17 protein-coding genes are annotated in these 15471 nt (G+C 54.3%); 1 reads left to right on the plus strand and 16 read right to left on the minus strand.

Annotated elements, in window-relative coordinates:
- Positions 1-391: 391 nt before the first annotated feature.
- The 4 genes from M655_RS14085 to M655_RS14100 form a co-directional block, all read right to left on the minus strand.
- Entirely contained in the window at positions 392-1306 is a 915-nt protein-coding gene (locus M655_RS14085) for a CsxC family protein (RefSeq protein ID WP_242507359.1), read from the minus strand.
- Between the two features lie 284 nt (positions 1307-1590).
- Positions 1591-2640, minus strand: coding sequence for a hypothetical protein (locus M655_RS14090; RefSeq protein ID WP_051353872.1), 1050 nt, complete (start codon positions 2638-2640; stop codon positions 1591-1593).
- 48 nt (positions 2641-2688) lie between these two features.
- Complete coding sequence (locus tag M655_RS14095; protein WP_026557173.1) at positions 2689-3339, minus strand: helix-turn-helix transcriptional regulator; 651 nt, start codon at positions 3337-3339, stop codon at positions 2689-2691.
- A gap of 9 nt (positions 3340-3348) precedes the next feature.
- Positions 3349-3963, minus strand: a complete 615-nt coding sequence (locus M655_RS14100) for a superoxide dismutase (RefSeq protein ID WP_025846702.1) — start codon at positions 3961-3963, stop codon at positions 3349-3351.
- Positions 3964-4199: 236 nt separating this feature from the next.
- Between M655_RS14100 and M655_RS14105 the strand changes: the two genes are divergently transcribed.
- Positions 4200-4934 (plus strand): EAL domain-containing protein, encoded by a 735-nt coding sequence (locus M655_RS14105; RefSeq protein ID WP_026557172.1) that lies wholly within the window; start codon positions 4200-4202, stop codon positions 4932-4934.
- Positions 4935-5006: 72 nt separating this feature from the next.
- On the opposite strand, the gene arsC is transcribed toward M655_RS14105, so the two are convergent.
- The 12 genes from arsC to M655_RS14165 form a co-directional block, all read right to left on the minus strand.
- A complete protein-coding gene (arsC, locus tag M655_RS14110; RefSeq protein ID WP_005831906.1) occupies positions 5007-5411 on the minus strand; it encodes an arsenate reductase (thioredoxin) in 405 nt (134 codons plus the stop codon).
- 22 nt (positions 5412-5433) lie between these two features.
- Entirely contained in the window at positions 5434-6468 is a 1035-nt protein-coding gene (gene arsB / locus M655_RS14115) for an ACR3 family arsenite efflux transporter (protein ID WP_026557171.1), read from the minus strand.
- An 18-nt stretch (positions 6469-6486) separates the two neighbouring features.
- Positions 6487-6927 carry an ArsI/CadI family heavy metal resistance metalloenzyme gene (locus M655_RS14120; RefSeq protein WP_005831902.1) on the minus strand — a complete coding sequence of 147 codons (441 nt, stop codon included), beginning with the start codon at positions 6925-6927 and terminating at the stop codon, positions 6487-6489.
- A 65-nt stretch (positions 6928-6992) separates the two neighbouring features.
- Positions 6993-7307 (minus strand): arsenical resistance operon transcriptional regulator ArsR, encoded by a 315-nt coding sequence (arsR, locus tag M655_RS14125; RefSeq protein WP_005831900.1) that lies wholly within the window; start codon positions 7305-7307, stop codon positions 6993-6995.
- 100 nt (positions 7308-7407) lie between these two features.
- Positions 7408-7635, minus strand: coding sequence for a SpvB/TcaC N-terminal domain-containing protein (locus M655_RS14130; protein WP_081414694.1), 228 nt, complete (start codon positions 7633-7635; stop codon positions 7408-7410).
- Positions 7636-8029: 394 nt separating this feature from the next.
- On the minus strand, positions 8030-8398 hold the full coding sequence (locus M655_RS14135) for an acyl-CoA thioesterase (RefSeq protein WP_026557169.1): 369 nt from the start codon (positions 8396-8398) through the stop codon (positions 8030-8032).
- A gap of 124 nt (positions 8399-8522) precedes the next feature.
- On the minus strand, positions 8523-9350 hold the full coding sequence (locus tag M655_RS14140) for a carbohydrate ABC transporter permease (RefSeq protein ID WP_005831897.1): 828 nt from the start codon (positions 9348-9350) through the stop codon (positions 8523-8525).
- 13 nt (positions 9351-9363) lie between these two features.
- The gene (locus M655_RS14145; protein WP_005831893.1) at positions 9364-10674 is read right to left on the minus strand and encodes a carbohydrate ABC transporter permease; all 1311 of its coding nucleotides are present in this window, start codon (positions 10672-10674) and stop codon (positions 9364-9366) included.
- A 129-nt stretch (positions 10675-10803) separates the two neighbouring features.
- A complete protein-coding gene (locus M655_RS14150) occupies positions 10804-12135 on the minus strand; it encodes an ABC transporter substrate-binding protein (protein WP_007787574.1) in 1332 nt (443 codons plus the stop codon).
- Positions 12136-12201: 66 nt separating this feature from the next.
- Entirely contained in the window at positions 12202-13251 is a 1050-nt protein-coding gene (locus tag M655_RS14155) for a Gfo/Idh/MocA family protein (RefSeq protein ID WP_026557168.1), read from the minus strand.
- An 18-nt stretch (positions 13252-13269) separates the two neighbouring features.
- A complete protein-coding gene (locus M655_RS14160; protein WP_007787572.1) occupies positions 13270-14238 on the minus strand; it encodes a sugar phosphate isomerase/epimerase family protein in 969 nt (322 codons plus the stop codon).
- A 37-nt stretch (positions 14239-14275) separates the two neighbouring features.
- Positions 14276-15241, minus strand: a complete 966-nt coding sequence (locus tag M655_RS14165; RefSeq protein ID WP_005831888.1) for a substrate-binding domain-containing protein — start codon at positions 15239-15241, stop codon at positions 14276-14278.
- Between the last annotated feature and the right edge of the window lie 230 nt (positions 15242-15471).

Raw genomic sequence — 15471 nt, forward strand, 5'->3', positions numbered from 1 at the left:
TTCCCGCCGACCTACTTTCATTGTCGAAAAAGATGTCTTTCGCAACAAATCCGCTCGAAAAAAATGTATGACGCTTGTCGCTGATTTATTTGATTCATAAAATAAATTCACTCCTACTGGACTACTTCCGGCTTCTGCTCCTATCGTTTTGTGCCACGGCAAGCCAGTCTGTCCGCCCCTTCCCCTCAGCCGCCGAGGAAAACAGGCACGCAAAAACCGCCGCTTGCCAAAAAACCACGGATATGGGCGATGTCTCTTCTGCTGGGTCAGCTTGATGCCCACTCCTTGTTGTATGTAGCGAATCGCGCCTGCATTCCATCGTTTTTTCACGGGCAAAAAGAAGAGGCCCTCTCTCAACGGCCTCTTCTTTTTGCTGTTTTCCTTGTCGAAATTACTTGCACGTATAGGGTGGTTTTGGCGGAGGTGTCACTACTGGCAGCGGCACTTGCTGATCTTGCAAAACTTTCAGGCCGAGATTCAGGACGATTTTCTCGCGCACATGGGAAAAAGCATGCTCGGCGGCTTTCACTTTTTTCAAGTCTTGCCCGATGTCCAGCTCGGTAAATTCGGAGTACACCAGCTCGCAGTACGGCTTTTCGTTGTACACCTGGCGATTTCCGAACAATCCCAGGTTCAACTGCGCACCTGTTCCTCCTTTGTTGCCGAGTTCGCCCGAGGAAGAAAAATCAGGGGTAAGCTGCAAGGATGGCCCGCCCGCAGGGAATGTAATTCCCACGCAAAAATCGAACGGTATCATGGCAGAAATGTGCCGAATGTCTCCGCAAACTGCGCTTCCGGACACGCGATCGGCAGTGGCGTACTCGATGTTTTTGCGGATGAAGCCGCTCCCAAACAGTTTCGCCACGTACGGATTGAATGTCGGCACAAGCTCGCACTGTTCGAGGATGACGCTTTTCCACGCGCGAATGATTTCCAGCGCCGGCTTTTCCAGTTGAATATCTGCTTCCACACAAACGACGACGGAGATTTCGGCCAATGTCACGGGCACCTTGATCGTCTTCGGAAAAAGGGCCGCTTCCTTGCTGGAGCCGAACACGCGCACGTTTTCCACGCCGCAGGATTGCGGGCTCGGCTTGCCGTGCTCGTGCTCCTTGTCAGGCTTGTGCTTGTGCTCATGCTCGCATTTGCAGTCATGCTCGTCTTTGTGTTTGTGCTTATGCTCGTGTTTGTGCTTGTCTTTGTCTTTTTCCTTGTCTTTGTGGTCGTGCTTGTCCTTGTGCTTGTCATCATCGCAATAGTATTCCATTTTGAACTTGCCTTCTTTTGACTCGCTGTGTTTTCCCACTTGGTTTATCGCCTCCTTTGTCCATACATGGCCTTACCATTCATTGTATGGCCTGGACTGCGCAAAGGACTTGGCTGTTGCTGAGCGTGATTTACCCATTTTTTCCTTTTGTACTTTCCGTTTCCATCCGTTTTTATTTACCTAAGCAACAATCCGGCATGCCTGTATGTACAGCCCGGACATGCCAAGTGTGCATCTGCCTGTCAACGTGTCCATACGTGGACGGGCATCCCGTTCTTTCGGCCCTCTGTCTCCTGCCTGCTATTGATCGCCAAAAGATGCGCTCACACTTGGCCCAGTCCGCGCAGCGGAACCAACTGCTTGCGAAACCACCAGATTCGCCCGCTTACGATCGTCACCCCTTTGTAATCGCGTACGCTCGCACCGTGCTTCATAAACGGCTCGGACATGAGGCTCACTTTCCAATCCCCGGTCTCGATCCATTTTTCCGGCAAGGACAACGGGCTGCTGTCGAGCAGCAGGCTCGCTTCTGCTTTTTCCTGGGCAACGGGAGGGCGCAGCACGGTTGAAGTAAAGGGAAGGCGCAGCGTCTCATGCGCGACTTTGCCCGCCTCTCCCGTCGTGCCAAAGGCGGTCAGCTCAAATTCGCCACGGACCCAGACCACGCGCCCCTTGTCCTCATAGCGCGCTTCCTGCACATCCATCACGATCTGCGGGTGCAGCTCCCACCACTCCTGCTTCCAGCACGCCTGGATCGGGTGTACCCAGTTCACTTCCCACACCTCTTCGAGCACAGACACTTGCATATAAGCGCGGTCTGCCTGTTCGGCGTAGGAAACATCGGCAAACACCACCTGGTTGTTCCCGGTGTTCGCCTGTTGCCTCGGCATGGGCTGTTGTTGCGAAAGCCTAGCGACTGCGGTATCGGGAGCAGGTTCAAGTTCAGGCGCGCCCCTGACCTCGCCCCTGGCTTCGGCAGGCTCTTGTCCAGTTACGTCGTGCAGCTCATCGGCATCGGCTTGCTCCCATGCTTCTGCGGGAGGACGAGCGGCAGCCGTCCGCTGGCGCTGCGGCTTGGTCCATGGCGATTTGACCCATGGGGACTTGCTCCAGGGCGACTTTTTGCCGACAGGCTTCCCTGTCCTTCGCTCTTGTCTGGCCTGGACGCGGACGAGAGGGGCTTTGCTTTTTGCCAGCTTGCTTCCTCTCGGCCGCAGCGGCGGATGCTTGTCAGCCGTTAGCTCCTGCTTCGCCAGTTGCTGCTTCACGCGCAAAAACGTTTGCTGGGGGCTTTTGGGGGCGCGCTTTAGTTCTCCGTGGTTTAAAAAAGGCGGCTTTTTCGCGGACGCTCGTTTCAGTTGGGGGACAGCCATTTGCAACCTCCTTTCTTTCGTTGGGTCAACGTTTTCTCTTCGCTATATTCATACGCCCGACCGCCCCCTTTTGGCATAGTCGTCTGTCCTCGTAGGCGGCGCTTGCTGCGAAAGCTTGGCTTCCTTCCCTACTGGCGGAGCCTGCGCGGCGAACATGCGCAGCTCGCACTGGCACGCCTGCCGATAGCAGTCGGCTACGCGGGCGATCGGGCAATTCGTCTCGCGAAACAAATAGACGCCCTCTGCCCGTTTTTCCAGCTTGACCATGTAGCCGTAGTCATTTTGAAGCTGCGCCAGCGTTTGCAGCCGTTCCTCAAACGACTGATTCGCCATCTTTTCCCGATATTTTTGCGCCGTCCGCTCCATCCGCCGCTCGAACAGCGCATGCACGAGCGAATCGCCAAACAGGTCGCCCATATCGCCAAGCAGCTCCACAGCCAAGCCTTCGTACTCCGTCGGAAACAAGCGCTCGGCCCGTGGCGTCAGTTGGTACACGAACACGGGCCTGCCAACCTGCCGGCGCATGATCTGGGCGTCGAGATAGCGCTCCCGGTGCAGCACATCCAAATGCTTGCGCACCGCGACTTTCGTAATCCGCAAATGCTCCGCCAGCTCCTGGACGCTGACCGTCCCGTGCTTTTTCATGTACAACAATAGCTTTTGCCGGGTGGTCGGTTCGCGAAAAGCCGCTGCTCCCATCCCCACGGTTTACCTCATGGCCTCGTTGTAGCGCCGGTTGACCTCTTCCCAATCGATGACGTTCCACCAGGAGGACACGAAATCCGGCCGCTTGTTTTGGTACTGCAAATAGTAGGCGTGCTCCCAGACGTCCACGACCAAAATCGGCGTTTTCTTTTCCATGAACGGCGTATCCTGATTCGGCGTGCTCGTCACTTCCAGCTTGTCCCCGTCGACGACCAGCCAGCCCCAGCCGGAGCCGAAGCGGCTGATGGCGGCTTTCGTCAGCTCTTCCTTCATTTGCGCAAAGCTGCCAAAGTGCTTGTCGATACCCTTGGCGATGTCCCCGCGCGGCTTTCCGCCGCCCGTTGGACTCATGATCGACCAGTACAGGCTGTGACTGTAGTGGCCGCCGCCGTGATTGCGGACCGCTGTGCGAATTTCTTCCGGCAAATCGTTCAAGTGACAGATAAGCTCCTCCACCGTAGCGTTCTGGAACTGGGGGTAGTTTTCCAGAGCCTTGTTCAGATTGGCGACATAGGTAGCATGGTGTTTCCCGTGATGAATTTCCATCGTTTTCGCATCCAGATACGGCTCCAGTTCATCGTAGGCATACGGCAATTGTGGCAATGTAAAAGCTCCCATTGGAAAATTCCTCCTGTTCAGTGGATTACAAGGACAGTGTACAAGAAGAAAAATATTTTGTACATACCCAAAAATGTTTCCTTTGGTAAACTTAATTGCAAAATCGTTTATTGTGTTGTAGAATAAACTCAATCTTTCCTGAACGAAACAATTTTTCTGCAGGGAAAATTCTGTTCTCTTGCCCCTTTTGACGAGGGGTCGTTTGCATACTCCTAATCAGGAGGGAATTTCTGTTCATGACCGACTCTATCCAGCCACAAGCGCATTATTCCGTTTTTCAGCCACTCGTCGAGCTGGCTAACGGAAAATGCTTCGGATACGAAGCTCTGCTACGCTGCTCATCCGGCGCTTCGCCTGAGCGGCTTTTCCAGACGGCCCGCCAAAGCGGCCGCCTGTACGAGTTGGACACGACGGCCATGCGCGGAGCTGTATTTGCCTACTTTGCCGAAGTGTCTCAAACGCAGCACGCGCCTTATTTGTTTCTCAATGTGTTTCCTTCGACCTTGCTGCATCCGGGTTTTTGCGCCTTGCTTGAGGAGATGCTGGCCGCGCATCCCGCCTGCTGCCAGCGCATCGTGCTGGAGATCAACGAGGCGACAGAGGAAGACAAGATGTGGGACATTCGGCTTCTCGGGCAAAAAATTCGCGACTTGCGCGCATACGGCTATTTGATCGCGCTTGATGATGTAGGCTCCGGTGCTGCATCTTTGCGAAAAATCGTGGAGTACGAGCCAGACATCGTGAAGCTGGACCGCTACTTTGGCAACCAGTTGGCGCTCAGCCCCAACAAGCAAAAGCTCGTCTCCCTGTTCGTCGACTTTTGCCGGGGCCAATCCCATCTCGTGCTGGAAGGCTTGGAGGAACCCGACGATCTGGCGACGGCAAAAACATTGGGCGTCCCCCTCGGCCAAGGATTTTTGCTCGGGCGGCCAAGGGCGCTTTGTGAAGCGGTTTATTTGGGGGGAGTGTGAGGGTTTGGACGTGGAAGAAGCCCGTTACCGGGGAGGTACGGGCTTTTAGTCTTCTTTCTGCGAGGCAAAATTTTATTCTCCCGTTTCGGCGAATCTCTTGATCCGGGAACCGATTTCATCGCGAATCCGCTGAAATTCCGCCCATTCTTTTCCGGCAGGATCGTCAAATCCCCAATGAACCCGTTTCACATGCGGCGGTGTGATCGGGCAAGCGGAATCCGCGTGATGGCAAAGCGTCACGACAAGGTCCGCTTTGTTTAAAATGGCCGGATCTATCACATCTGAGGTGTGATCGGACATGTCGATTCCGACTTCTTGCATCGCTCGCACAGCATTTGGATTGATACCGTGCGCTTCGATCCCGGCTGAAAACACATTCCAGGCGTGGCCCAAGTATTTCTTTCCCCATGCTTCGGCCATTTGGCTCCGGCAAGAGTTCCCTGTGCACAAGAAGTAAATCGTTTTTTTGTTTTCCATCCTGTCCTCCCCTTTTCAACTTTTATGTGTTAGCAAAATATTTTCGGCGCAACCATAATGAGACGTTAACCAAGGCGATCATCACAGGCACTTCCACAAGCGGGCCGATAACTGCTGCAAACGCTGCGCCTGAATGAATCCCAAACACACCGATGGCTACGGCGATTGCCAACTCAAAGTTATTGCTGCCTGCTGTAAACGCTAAGGTCGCCGTAACCGGATAAGCGGCACCGATCTTCCTCCCCATGTAAAAAGCAAGAAAGAACATCACGAAAAAGTAAATCAGCAAAGGAATCGCAATGCGAACGACGTCTACAGGTACGCTGACGATGCTTTCCCCTTTCATCGAAAACATGACGATGACGGTAAAAAGCAAGGCAACCAACGTGAGCGGACTTAGTTTGGGCAGAAATACTTTTTCATACCATTCCCTGCCCTTTGCTTTGACCAGACCAAAACGCGTCAGCATCCCGGCAAGAAACGGAATCCCCAAGTACAGGAGCACCGATTTTGCCACGTCCGCCATGGTAAACGTCACCATCGCTCCCTGGATGCCCAGCCATTCCGGAATGAGCGTGAGAAACACATACGCGTATATGGAGAAGAAGAGCACCTGGAACACCGAATTGAATGCCACCAGCGCAGCCGCGTATTCTGTATCCCCTTTGGCGAGGTCATTCCACACAATGACCATCGCAATACAACGGGCCAAGCCAATCACAATCAGCCCTGCCATGTATTCTGGCTGATCGGCCAAGAAAATGACGGCCAGCAAAAACATCAGGATCGGACCAATCACCCAGTTTTGAAGCAGCGACAGGAAAAGAACTTTTTTGTCCTTCCCAATACGAGCCATTTCCTCGTATCGAACTTTTGCCAACGGGGGATACATCATCAAAATCAGGCCGATGGCAAGCGGGATCGAGGTGGTGCCCATCTGGAAACGGTGCAAACTATTCGTAAAACCCGGTATGAACGTCCCTGCCAAAATGCCGACTGCCATCGCAAGAAAAATCCAGAGGGTCAAGAAATGGTCTAACAACGATAATGGCTTCATGAAATACTCCTTTTTGGCTTAGCAACACGAAACTGTATCCCGCGCTGTATTTTCCTCTACACAGCAAGCTACTTGTTTCGTATAGCGGAGGTCGCTGTCAGCCTTTGTGTAAAAAAACTCCCATTCGTTTCCGTCCGGATCGGTGATCCAAAATTTGTCCTGGACAGCATAGCAGCAGGTCGTATCCAGTTCGTCACGCACCAGGATGCCTTCCTTTTCCAATCGTTCCTTGTGAAGAGCGATCTCTTCTGCGCGTTCCACCTGGAAGCCGAAGTGATTCACCTGGTTACCGCGAATCGCGTCCCGAACATTCAAGGTAAAGTTTAGCCCTGGGCTTTCCAGCAAAAACTTCGCATAATCGCCCTTGACCTTTACAGGCTTCACCCCAAACATTTTCTGGTAAAATTCAACTGATTTCGCCAAATGCGAAACATTGATTCCAACGTGCGCATACTTCATTTCTGATTCCTCCCCTGATTCAAAAGTCATTCATCAAAAAAAATTGATGTAAGGATCAAAAAAAATTAGCAGCAGCTTCCTTTTCCGGCTTTCCTGAAGATGCAACAAAGCTCTTCCGATAGCAGGTGATTCACTTCCTCATCATTCAAATCGTAGTAACTCCATGTTCCTTTTGTCTCTTTTGTAATCAGATTGGCGTCCAGCAAAACTTTGAGATGGTACGAGAGCTTGGATTGCGGCATGTCAAAAACTTCCGTAAGGTCGCAGACGCACGTTTTCCCTCGCTGGCACAGCTCATACATAATTTCTAATCGTCTCTGATCGGCGAGCGCTTTGAATTTCTTCTCATACTGCTCCAACTTTTGTTTCAGATTGTTCATGGAAGATGACCTCATTCATCAATTTTTTTTGATATATAGATTATAGGCATGATGTGCAAGGAAATGCAATCGTTGATTCCTTTGGCGGTTTTGCGCGAGATCAGAGGGAGGACAGGCTGAATCCCAGACCGAAAATGCCGTTCCCCTCTCCTGAGCTGTACGCGAGCTGCAGTTCGGGAAAACACCCTCGACCGGGCGTGAGGTGGATGGGAAGGGAAAAGGAAAACGTTCCGGTAAACTCATGCTGCGCAAAGGTTTCGCCCATTCCCTGGATGGCGCCTCCCCCTTTTGGCAGCGAGATGTGGCTGGTCGTTATTTTACTGGACATGGCTTGTTTCGCGGCTGCAACTCAACGGATCTCATTTCTGTACCGCGCTTCCTTCCTGTTCAGAGTGGATTTTTCGTCGAAACGAGACAAAACCAACAGCGAATCGTGAGGAAAGTTTGTACGCAAAGTGTATTTCAGTCAAATTTGCCACAAATTTCAACATTCTTTTTTTCTGTAGCGGCAACTTTTGTCATGGTTAGCGGCTAGACGGCGTCGTCGCCATCTCGTGCCGTTTTACCCGTCTCCGCAAAAAACGTTTGACTGAAGGCCCGGACGCCAGAAGCAGCGGTCGTTTTTCGTTTGGGCACGCCAAAAAAGCCCGATTCTGAAGCGATCGGACCCTCTTTTCCTGCACGGGCGTCTTTTGCCAGGCGAGCAAGCGGACTTCCCCTGCTTACGCTTGCTGCCGCAGCTCATCGGGCACGCGAATCTTTTCGCCCGTCCTTGCGCAAATGGCGACAAACGTAACCTCTGCTTGCAAGACAAGCTCATCGCGCTGGTTGCGGATGAGCTGCCTGAGCACAAAGCTCGTGTTGCCCACCCGCTCTATGGACGAATGAATCAGCAGGACGTCGCCGAGAAAGGCTTCCTTTTTGTATTCGGCTTGCAGCCTGGCCACGAACGAGCGGAAGCCAAGGCGGGAAAAATAGTGATACCACGGCTGGCGAGCCTGCTCCAAAAACGCCATGTATTGGACGTTGTTCACATGGCCATCGTGAATCTCCTCTGGTTGTACGCGAATTTCAAACGGTGAAAACGGCATGGACTCTCCCCTTTTGTCTGTGCTGGCAGGTTTGTTTTCGTCATAGTTCGATAGTTCGCGCCCCCTGCTGAAAATTCCTGCCAGCCTGGGCGAGCCGCATGCTGTGCCACTTAAGTCGCACGCCTCACTCTTTGACTGCGCCGGACGTCAAGCCGGAAATAATCCGTCTCTGGAAAATCAGCACCATAATTACGAGCGGCACGGTCACGATGATGGACGCAGCCGAGATTTCCCCCCACGGAATCGTGAACATCCCTTGAAACATGACGATGCCCACCGGAACTGTCTTCATCGCTTCCTGCGTATTCAGCGTGAGCGCAAACAAAAATTCGTTCCAGGCGGCGATAAAGACGAGAATCGCCGTCGTAAACACGCCTGGCATCGCCAGCGGAAAAAACACGCGTGTCATCGTCTGCCAAATGCTCGCCCCGTCCACTTTGGCGGCTTCTCCGAGATCGCTCGGAATTTTGCGGAAGAAGATCGTCAAATTCCAGATGGCGAGCGGCAGCGCGAAGGTCGTATAGGGGATAATCAGGCCAAGGTAGCTGTTTGTCAGACCCACGGACTGCATGAACATGAAAATCGGCGAGATCGTGGCGATTTGCGGGAACATGGAGACGGCCAAAACGACGCCGAGAATGATCGTCTTCCCGCGAAAAGACAGCCAGGCGATCGCATACGCGGCAAAGGACGCAATCGTGATCGAATACAGCGTCGTCAGCGTCGCTACTACCGTCGAGTTCCACAAATATGTGGCAAATGGCCGTTCGGTGAATACGCGGATGAAGTTGTCGAGCGTCGGATTCTCGATGATGAACTGAAAGGCGCGCTCACCGAACAGCTCCCCTGGGGGTTTTAGGGCGGCGAGCAAAATCCATAAAAACGGGAACATGACGACGAAGACAAAAAGCAGCAATCCGACGTAGAACAAGGGCCCTGCACTTTTTTGCATGCACGTTTCCTCCTTATTTTCCGTTGCCCTCACCCAAGAGGTCTGCTCCCAAAATTTTGACGTAGCCAATCGAAATCAAGGCGACGCACAAGAAAACAATGACAGCGAGCGCCGAGCCTTCACCAAAGCTCATCTGCGCAAACATCGTTTTGTAGGCGTAGATGGAAATCGTTTCTGTCGAGTTGGCTGGCCCCCCGCCTGTGAGCGCATAAATGAGGTCGAACACCCGGAACGCGTCGAGCGTGCGGAACAACAGCGCCACGAGAATCGTCGACTTGAGCATGGGCAAGGTGATGCGGAAAAATTGCTGGAAGCGGTTGGCCCCATCTACAGAGGCGGCTTCGTACAAGCTTTGCGGAATGGTCTGCAAGCCAGCAAAGAGCAGCAAGGCCATGAACGGCGTCGTTTTCCAGACGTCGGCCAAAATGACGGAAAACATCGCGCCTGCCTTCGTCGAGAGCAGCACGCCCATGTCCGAGACAAGCCCTGTCACCTCGAACAGATGCGCCACAATCCCGTTTTGCCCGTCGTAAAGAAATTTCCACATCATGGCGGAAATGACCGTCGGGATGGCCCACGGAATCAGCACGGTCGCGCGGACAAGCCCCCGCCCGCGAAACGGCCGATTGAGGAGCAGCGCAATGCCCATGCCGAGCACAAGCTCAATCGCAACAGAGACGACAGTGAAAAAGAACGTGTTGTACAAAGCGGCCCACATTCGGCTGTCGGTCAAAAACTTCTGGTAATAGGCGAAGCCAATGTAGTTCGGTTCGATCAGCGAGGATTGGATCCCCGCCATGACGCCGACCGCCCCCTCGGGCTTAGACAGTTGCTTTTGCGCGCCAAGCGCAAGGAGTGCCGCCTCCGCCTGCTCCAAGGTTGTCCGCACAGCATCTGTCTGCTCACCTGTCAGCGTCACATATTTCAGTTCGGCGGGAATCGGCTTGAATTCGAGCAGCAACTGATCGACGGCGTGGTAACGGCTCGCGATCTCGCCTGTCTGGTTGAGGGAAGCATTCATTTGCTCGATCTGCTGCCGGATGGCGTCCAGTTGTTCCTTCGTTGCCCCTTCGGCAGACTCTGCCTCTCTTTTCACATAGCGGAGCAAATTGGGCAGCGTGCTGACGTAGCGCTCCATGTCCAGCCCATAGGAAGAGTGGACCTCTGTCTTCGTCGGGTCATTCAACCGGATGTCGTGCAGACTGATCCAAAACGATCGCATGACAGGCCAAATCGCGATGACGAGTATAATCAGCAGTGCGGGAAAAATCAGCAAATAGCCCGTCTGTTTTTCCGAAAGGGACCCTTTGTTTTGTCGATTCATCCGTTCACCACCTTCTATCCTGATAGGAACATTCGAGGTACTGGGCAAAATCCGACATCCATTCACTCCCGGGAGAGACGCGCCCTCCCGGAAGCCATTGGACCCGTATTCTTTCCGGCTTGCCTTGCGTTATTTTTTTATCAGCTCATTCATTTTCGTTTCCATGTTTTGCACAGCTTGCTCGGCGGTTTGCTGTCCGGCGAGAGCCTTGGACACCTCGATCTGGATTACTTCGGAGATTTTCGGATAAATCGGCGTAGTCGGACGGGAGACGGCAGCGCTGACGCCATCTACGAAGTCTTTGTTGGCGAACAGCGGGCTTGCCTTTTGCACTTCGGCATCTTCATACACAGGCAGGAAAGTCGGAGCGAGTCCGCCGTGCACCGCCGAAATTTTTTGCCCTTCGGCCCCCGTCATAAACTTCAGAAATTCCCACGCTTCTTTCGGATGCTTGCTGAACTTGTTGATGCCGCCCATCCATCCGCCGAGCGCCGCAGCGGACCCGGCATCGCCTGCCGGCAGCGGAGCGATTGCTACTTTGTCGACGATTTTGGACTGCGCCTGATCTTGTGCGAGCGCGAACTGGTACGGCCAGTTGCGGACGAAAGCCGATTGTCCTTCGAGGAAAGCGGTATGCGATTCGGTCTCCATAAAGGTGGTGATGTTGCTCGGCACGAAGTCCGATTGGACGACCTCGATCATTTTGTTCAAGCCTTTGATGGTGGCCGGATTGTTAATCGCCACGTTGCCTTGTTCATCCAAAATTTTTCCGCCGTAGGAGGCAATGAACTCGACGAAGTTGCACACCAGTCCTTCGTATTGCTTCGCTTGCATCAGGTAGCCGAATTTCGTGCCGCCCTGCCCCTTCGTGGCTTTCGCCTGCGCGATCAGCTCATCCCATGTTTTGGGCGGCTCTTTGACCAGGTCCTTGCGGTAAAACAGCAGCCCGGCATCGATGAATTTCGGCATGGTCCACTGCTGGCCGCCGAAGTTTCCGGCATCCATCGCCCCTTTGATGTATTTGCCGGTGTCAATGCCGTCCTGCTCGATCAAGCGGTCCAGCGGGAGCAAATAGCCGGCCTGGGCAAATTCCGCGGGCCAGATGACGTCTAAGTCAAACACGTCGATCTCCTGGGACTGCGCGCTGAACATGGTGACGTACTGGTCGTGGCTTTGTCCGGTGTCAGACGGCATTTCGCGAATTTCTACCTCGATGTTCGGGTGGGCGTTTTGAAAAGCTTCGACGAGCTTTTTCGTGGAGTCGGTCGCATCTTTGCCGCGCGCGTAGACGAGCTTGACTTTTTCTGCGGCGGGCTGCGGAGCCGGTTCTGTCTTCGGTGCCTCGGTCGCGGGCTGTCCCTGTGCGGGCGCGGATTGTTGCGGAGCTGATGAGCATGCTGCCAAGGAGAGTGCAACTGTCAAGGTAAGTCCCATTGATGTAAGCCGTTTCATAACTTTCATGCAATTTAACCCCCTATGCTCTTTATGGATCTATGTCGCCTGCCAAAGCAGGCCGTAAAACCGCCGTTACAGTCGGACAGCCTCGCCTGTTTGCGCCGACTGGTAAATCGCCTCGATCAACCGGGTGATGTACAAGGCTTGCTCCGGTGTGCAGAGCGGCTGCGCCTTCCCTTCGACCGCATCGAGGAAATTGGCGAGCAGCATCACCCGCTCGTTGCAAGGCGTTGGCGACAGCTCCGTCGTCGCCGTCACGCCGCCCCACTCGTGGTACAGCGTCAGCTTTTCCTCAAGCAAGCCGAGCGAGACGCCTCCCGCCTGCCCGTACAGTTGCAGGAAAACGTTTTCTTTTTCGATGTGAGAAGCCCAGCTTGCGTCCAGCGTGAGCGAAAATCCGTTTTCAAATGTAATCATCGCGACCGCCATGTCTTCGACGTCAAACTTGCCGTTTTCCTCGCGCCTGCCCCACTCGGACAGTCCGCGCTTGTGCGGGCCGAATTGCGCATACGTCTGGCCGAGTACAGACACCGGCTTTGGATGGTCGAGCAGCCACAAAGTCAAGTCGAGCATATGTACCCCGATGTCAATCAAAGGGCCTCCGCCTGCCAGCTCTTTTTGCGTAAACCAGCTCCCCCAGCCGGGAATGCCGTTGCGCCGCACCCAGCCTGTCTTGGCGTGATAGATGCTGCCTAACCTGCCTTCATCCAGCCATGCCTTGACTTGCTGGGCTTGGCTGCGAAAGCGGTTGTTTTGCGCGACCATCAAAATTTTCCCGGCTTGCTTCGCCGCTTCGATCATGTCTTCCGCCTGCTGGGCGTTCATGGCCATCGGCTTTTCGCAGAGCAGATGCTTGCCTGCTGCCAGCGCTTGTTTCGCCGCTTGCGCGTGCAAATAGTTCGGGACGCAGACGATCACCGCGTCGATCGGCGCTTGCGAAAGCATCTCCTCATAGTCGGTAAAGACGTGCGCAATCCCGTACTGCTCGGCTTTTTCCGCTGCCGTTTCCCGCGACACATCTGCAATGGCGACGATCTCTGCACGCGGCTCCCTCTTGGCCGCCTCCAGATGAGCCAGAGCGATCCCGCCTGCCCCGATGATCCCGATTTTGTGTGTGCGCATATTCGCTACATCTCCCTCCTACACCCACCAAAGATTTTTGATCGGCTCGCGCAAAATGACTTGCTGCAAATTTTGCACGGCGCGCTCGAAGCCTTCCTCAATCGACATGATCGCGTCTTCGTGCTCGATGCTGATGACGTAATCGTAGCCGTTCATGCGCAGGGCGCTCATCATGTCCGCCCACGTCTGCTGCGAGTGTCCGTAGCCGACCGTGCGGAAATACCACGCCCGTTCATTGAGATTCGCGTACGAGTTCATGTCGGTCAGCCCGTACATGTTCACCTTGTCCTGATCGATATACGTATCTTTGGCATGGAAGTGGTAGATCGCTTGTTCTTTTCCCAATATTTTGATCGCCGCTACCGGATCAATGCCTTGCCACCACATATGGCTCGGGTCGAAGTTGGCCCCGATCGCGTCTCCGACTTGCTCGCGCAGCTTGAGCAGCGTACCCGGTGTATGGACGAGAAAGCCTCCGTGCAACTCCAGGGCGACTTTGACCTGATGCGACTTGGCGTAGCCGCCCCACTCTCTCCAGTACGGAATCAGCTTCTCGTTCCACTGCCAGTTCAGCACGTCGCGGTATTCATTCGGCCAGGGAGCGACAGGCCAGTTCGGGTACTTCGCGCCTTCGTGATCTCCCGCCGTGCCGGAAAAGCAATTGACGACAGGAACTTCCAGCAACTCAGCCAACTGAACCGTTTTGACGAACGTCTCGTGCGACTGCTGGGCAAAGCTTTTGTCCGGCGAAAGCGGATTGCCGTGGCAACTGAGCGCGCTGATGACCAGTCCCCGCTCCTCGACGGCTTTGCGGTACGCCTGACGCTTTTGCTCGCTTTCCAGCAGCTCATCGAGCGGGCAGTGCGCGTTGCCGGGATAACCACCCGTCCCGATTTCCACTGCCTCCAGTCCCGCCTCCTTCACATGGTCGAGCATTTCCTCAAACGACTTGTCGCTAAACAAAACGGTAAACACACCGAGCTTCAAATGCTTCCCCTCCTTTTTTCTCGCGGAGCTTGCAGGTTCATCTATGGGCAGTTCGTGATGCTCCCTCAAATACAGCGCTTACACTTTGCCGGATGACGAGATGGTGCGGCACGGTGCTCATCCGCTCCACCGGCTCGTTGCGGATTTGCTTGAGCAGTTGCTCTGCCGCTGCCTTGCCGTACATGAACGGGTCGTTGTGTACGGTCGTCAGCATGGGGCGGGTCAAGGAGGCCAGCTCCAGGTTGTCAAACCCCATGACCGAGATGTCTTCCGGAACGCGAATCCCGTGGTCGTGCAAATAGTTGAGCACGCCTACGGCCATCAGGTCTGTGGCGACAAACACGGCGGTCGGACGCACAGCTTCCTCGCAGATGCGGCGCATGGCCTCATAGCCGCTTTTGGCAGTGAAATCGCCCTCTACGACAAAGCCCTCGTGAATCGGCAGGTCGTGCGCGCGCATCGCTTTGCGGTATCCGCCCATGCGGTCCAGCCCGCACGGCGGGTCCCACAGCGGCCCGGAGACACAGGCGATTTTCCGGTGGCCCTGCGAGATGAGATAGGCCGTGGCATCGTAGGACGCCTGGACGTTGTTGACGTTGACGGTCGGAATCTGATAGCCGGGCAAGTCATGCCCCGTCACGACCATCGGCACCTGCATGTCGTGGAGCGTCTGGAAGCTGCTCTCCAGAAAATGAATGCTGGCGATGATGACGCCATCGAGCTGCTTTTCTTTGAACAGGCGCAAATACTTCAGCTCTTTGTCCACGACCTCGTCCGAGATCGCTAAAAACATGCTGTAGTCGTCTTCGCTGAGGACACTGTCGATCCCGTAGGTGAGGTTAGAGTAAAAATTGTTGTTGATGTCCGGAATCATGACGCCGATAATCCGGGTTTCCTTGCTGACGAGACTGCGGGCGATCGCATTCGGCTGAAAGCCCGTCTTCTGGACGATGCGCAAAACCCGCTCGCGCAGCTCCGGCCTGACTGGCTTCGAGTTGTTCAATACCCGCGAGACGGTGGCAATCGAGACGTTGGCGAGTTGGGCAATGTCTTTTATGGTGACAGAAATGGTCTCTCACTCACTTTCTCTCATTCAGGTAAACGTTTTCCTATCCAGAAAATAACATCCGGGCTCTGTTTTGTCAATATTCTGTCATTTTTTCTTTTCGACTTTTCCCGTCAATTGTCGCGCTGCTTCCCGAACCTTTTGCCACCGAAAAAGCCCAGAGACTT

This window comes from Brevibacillus sp. NSP2.1 (genome assembly GCF_000470975.2).
Classification (GTDB): domain Bacteria; phylum Bacillota; class Bacilli; order Brevibacillales; family Brevibacillaceae; genus Brevibacillus; species Brevibacillus agri.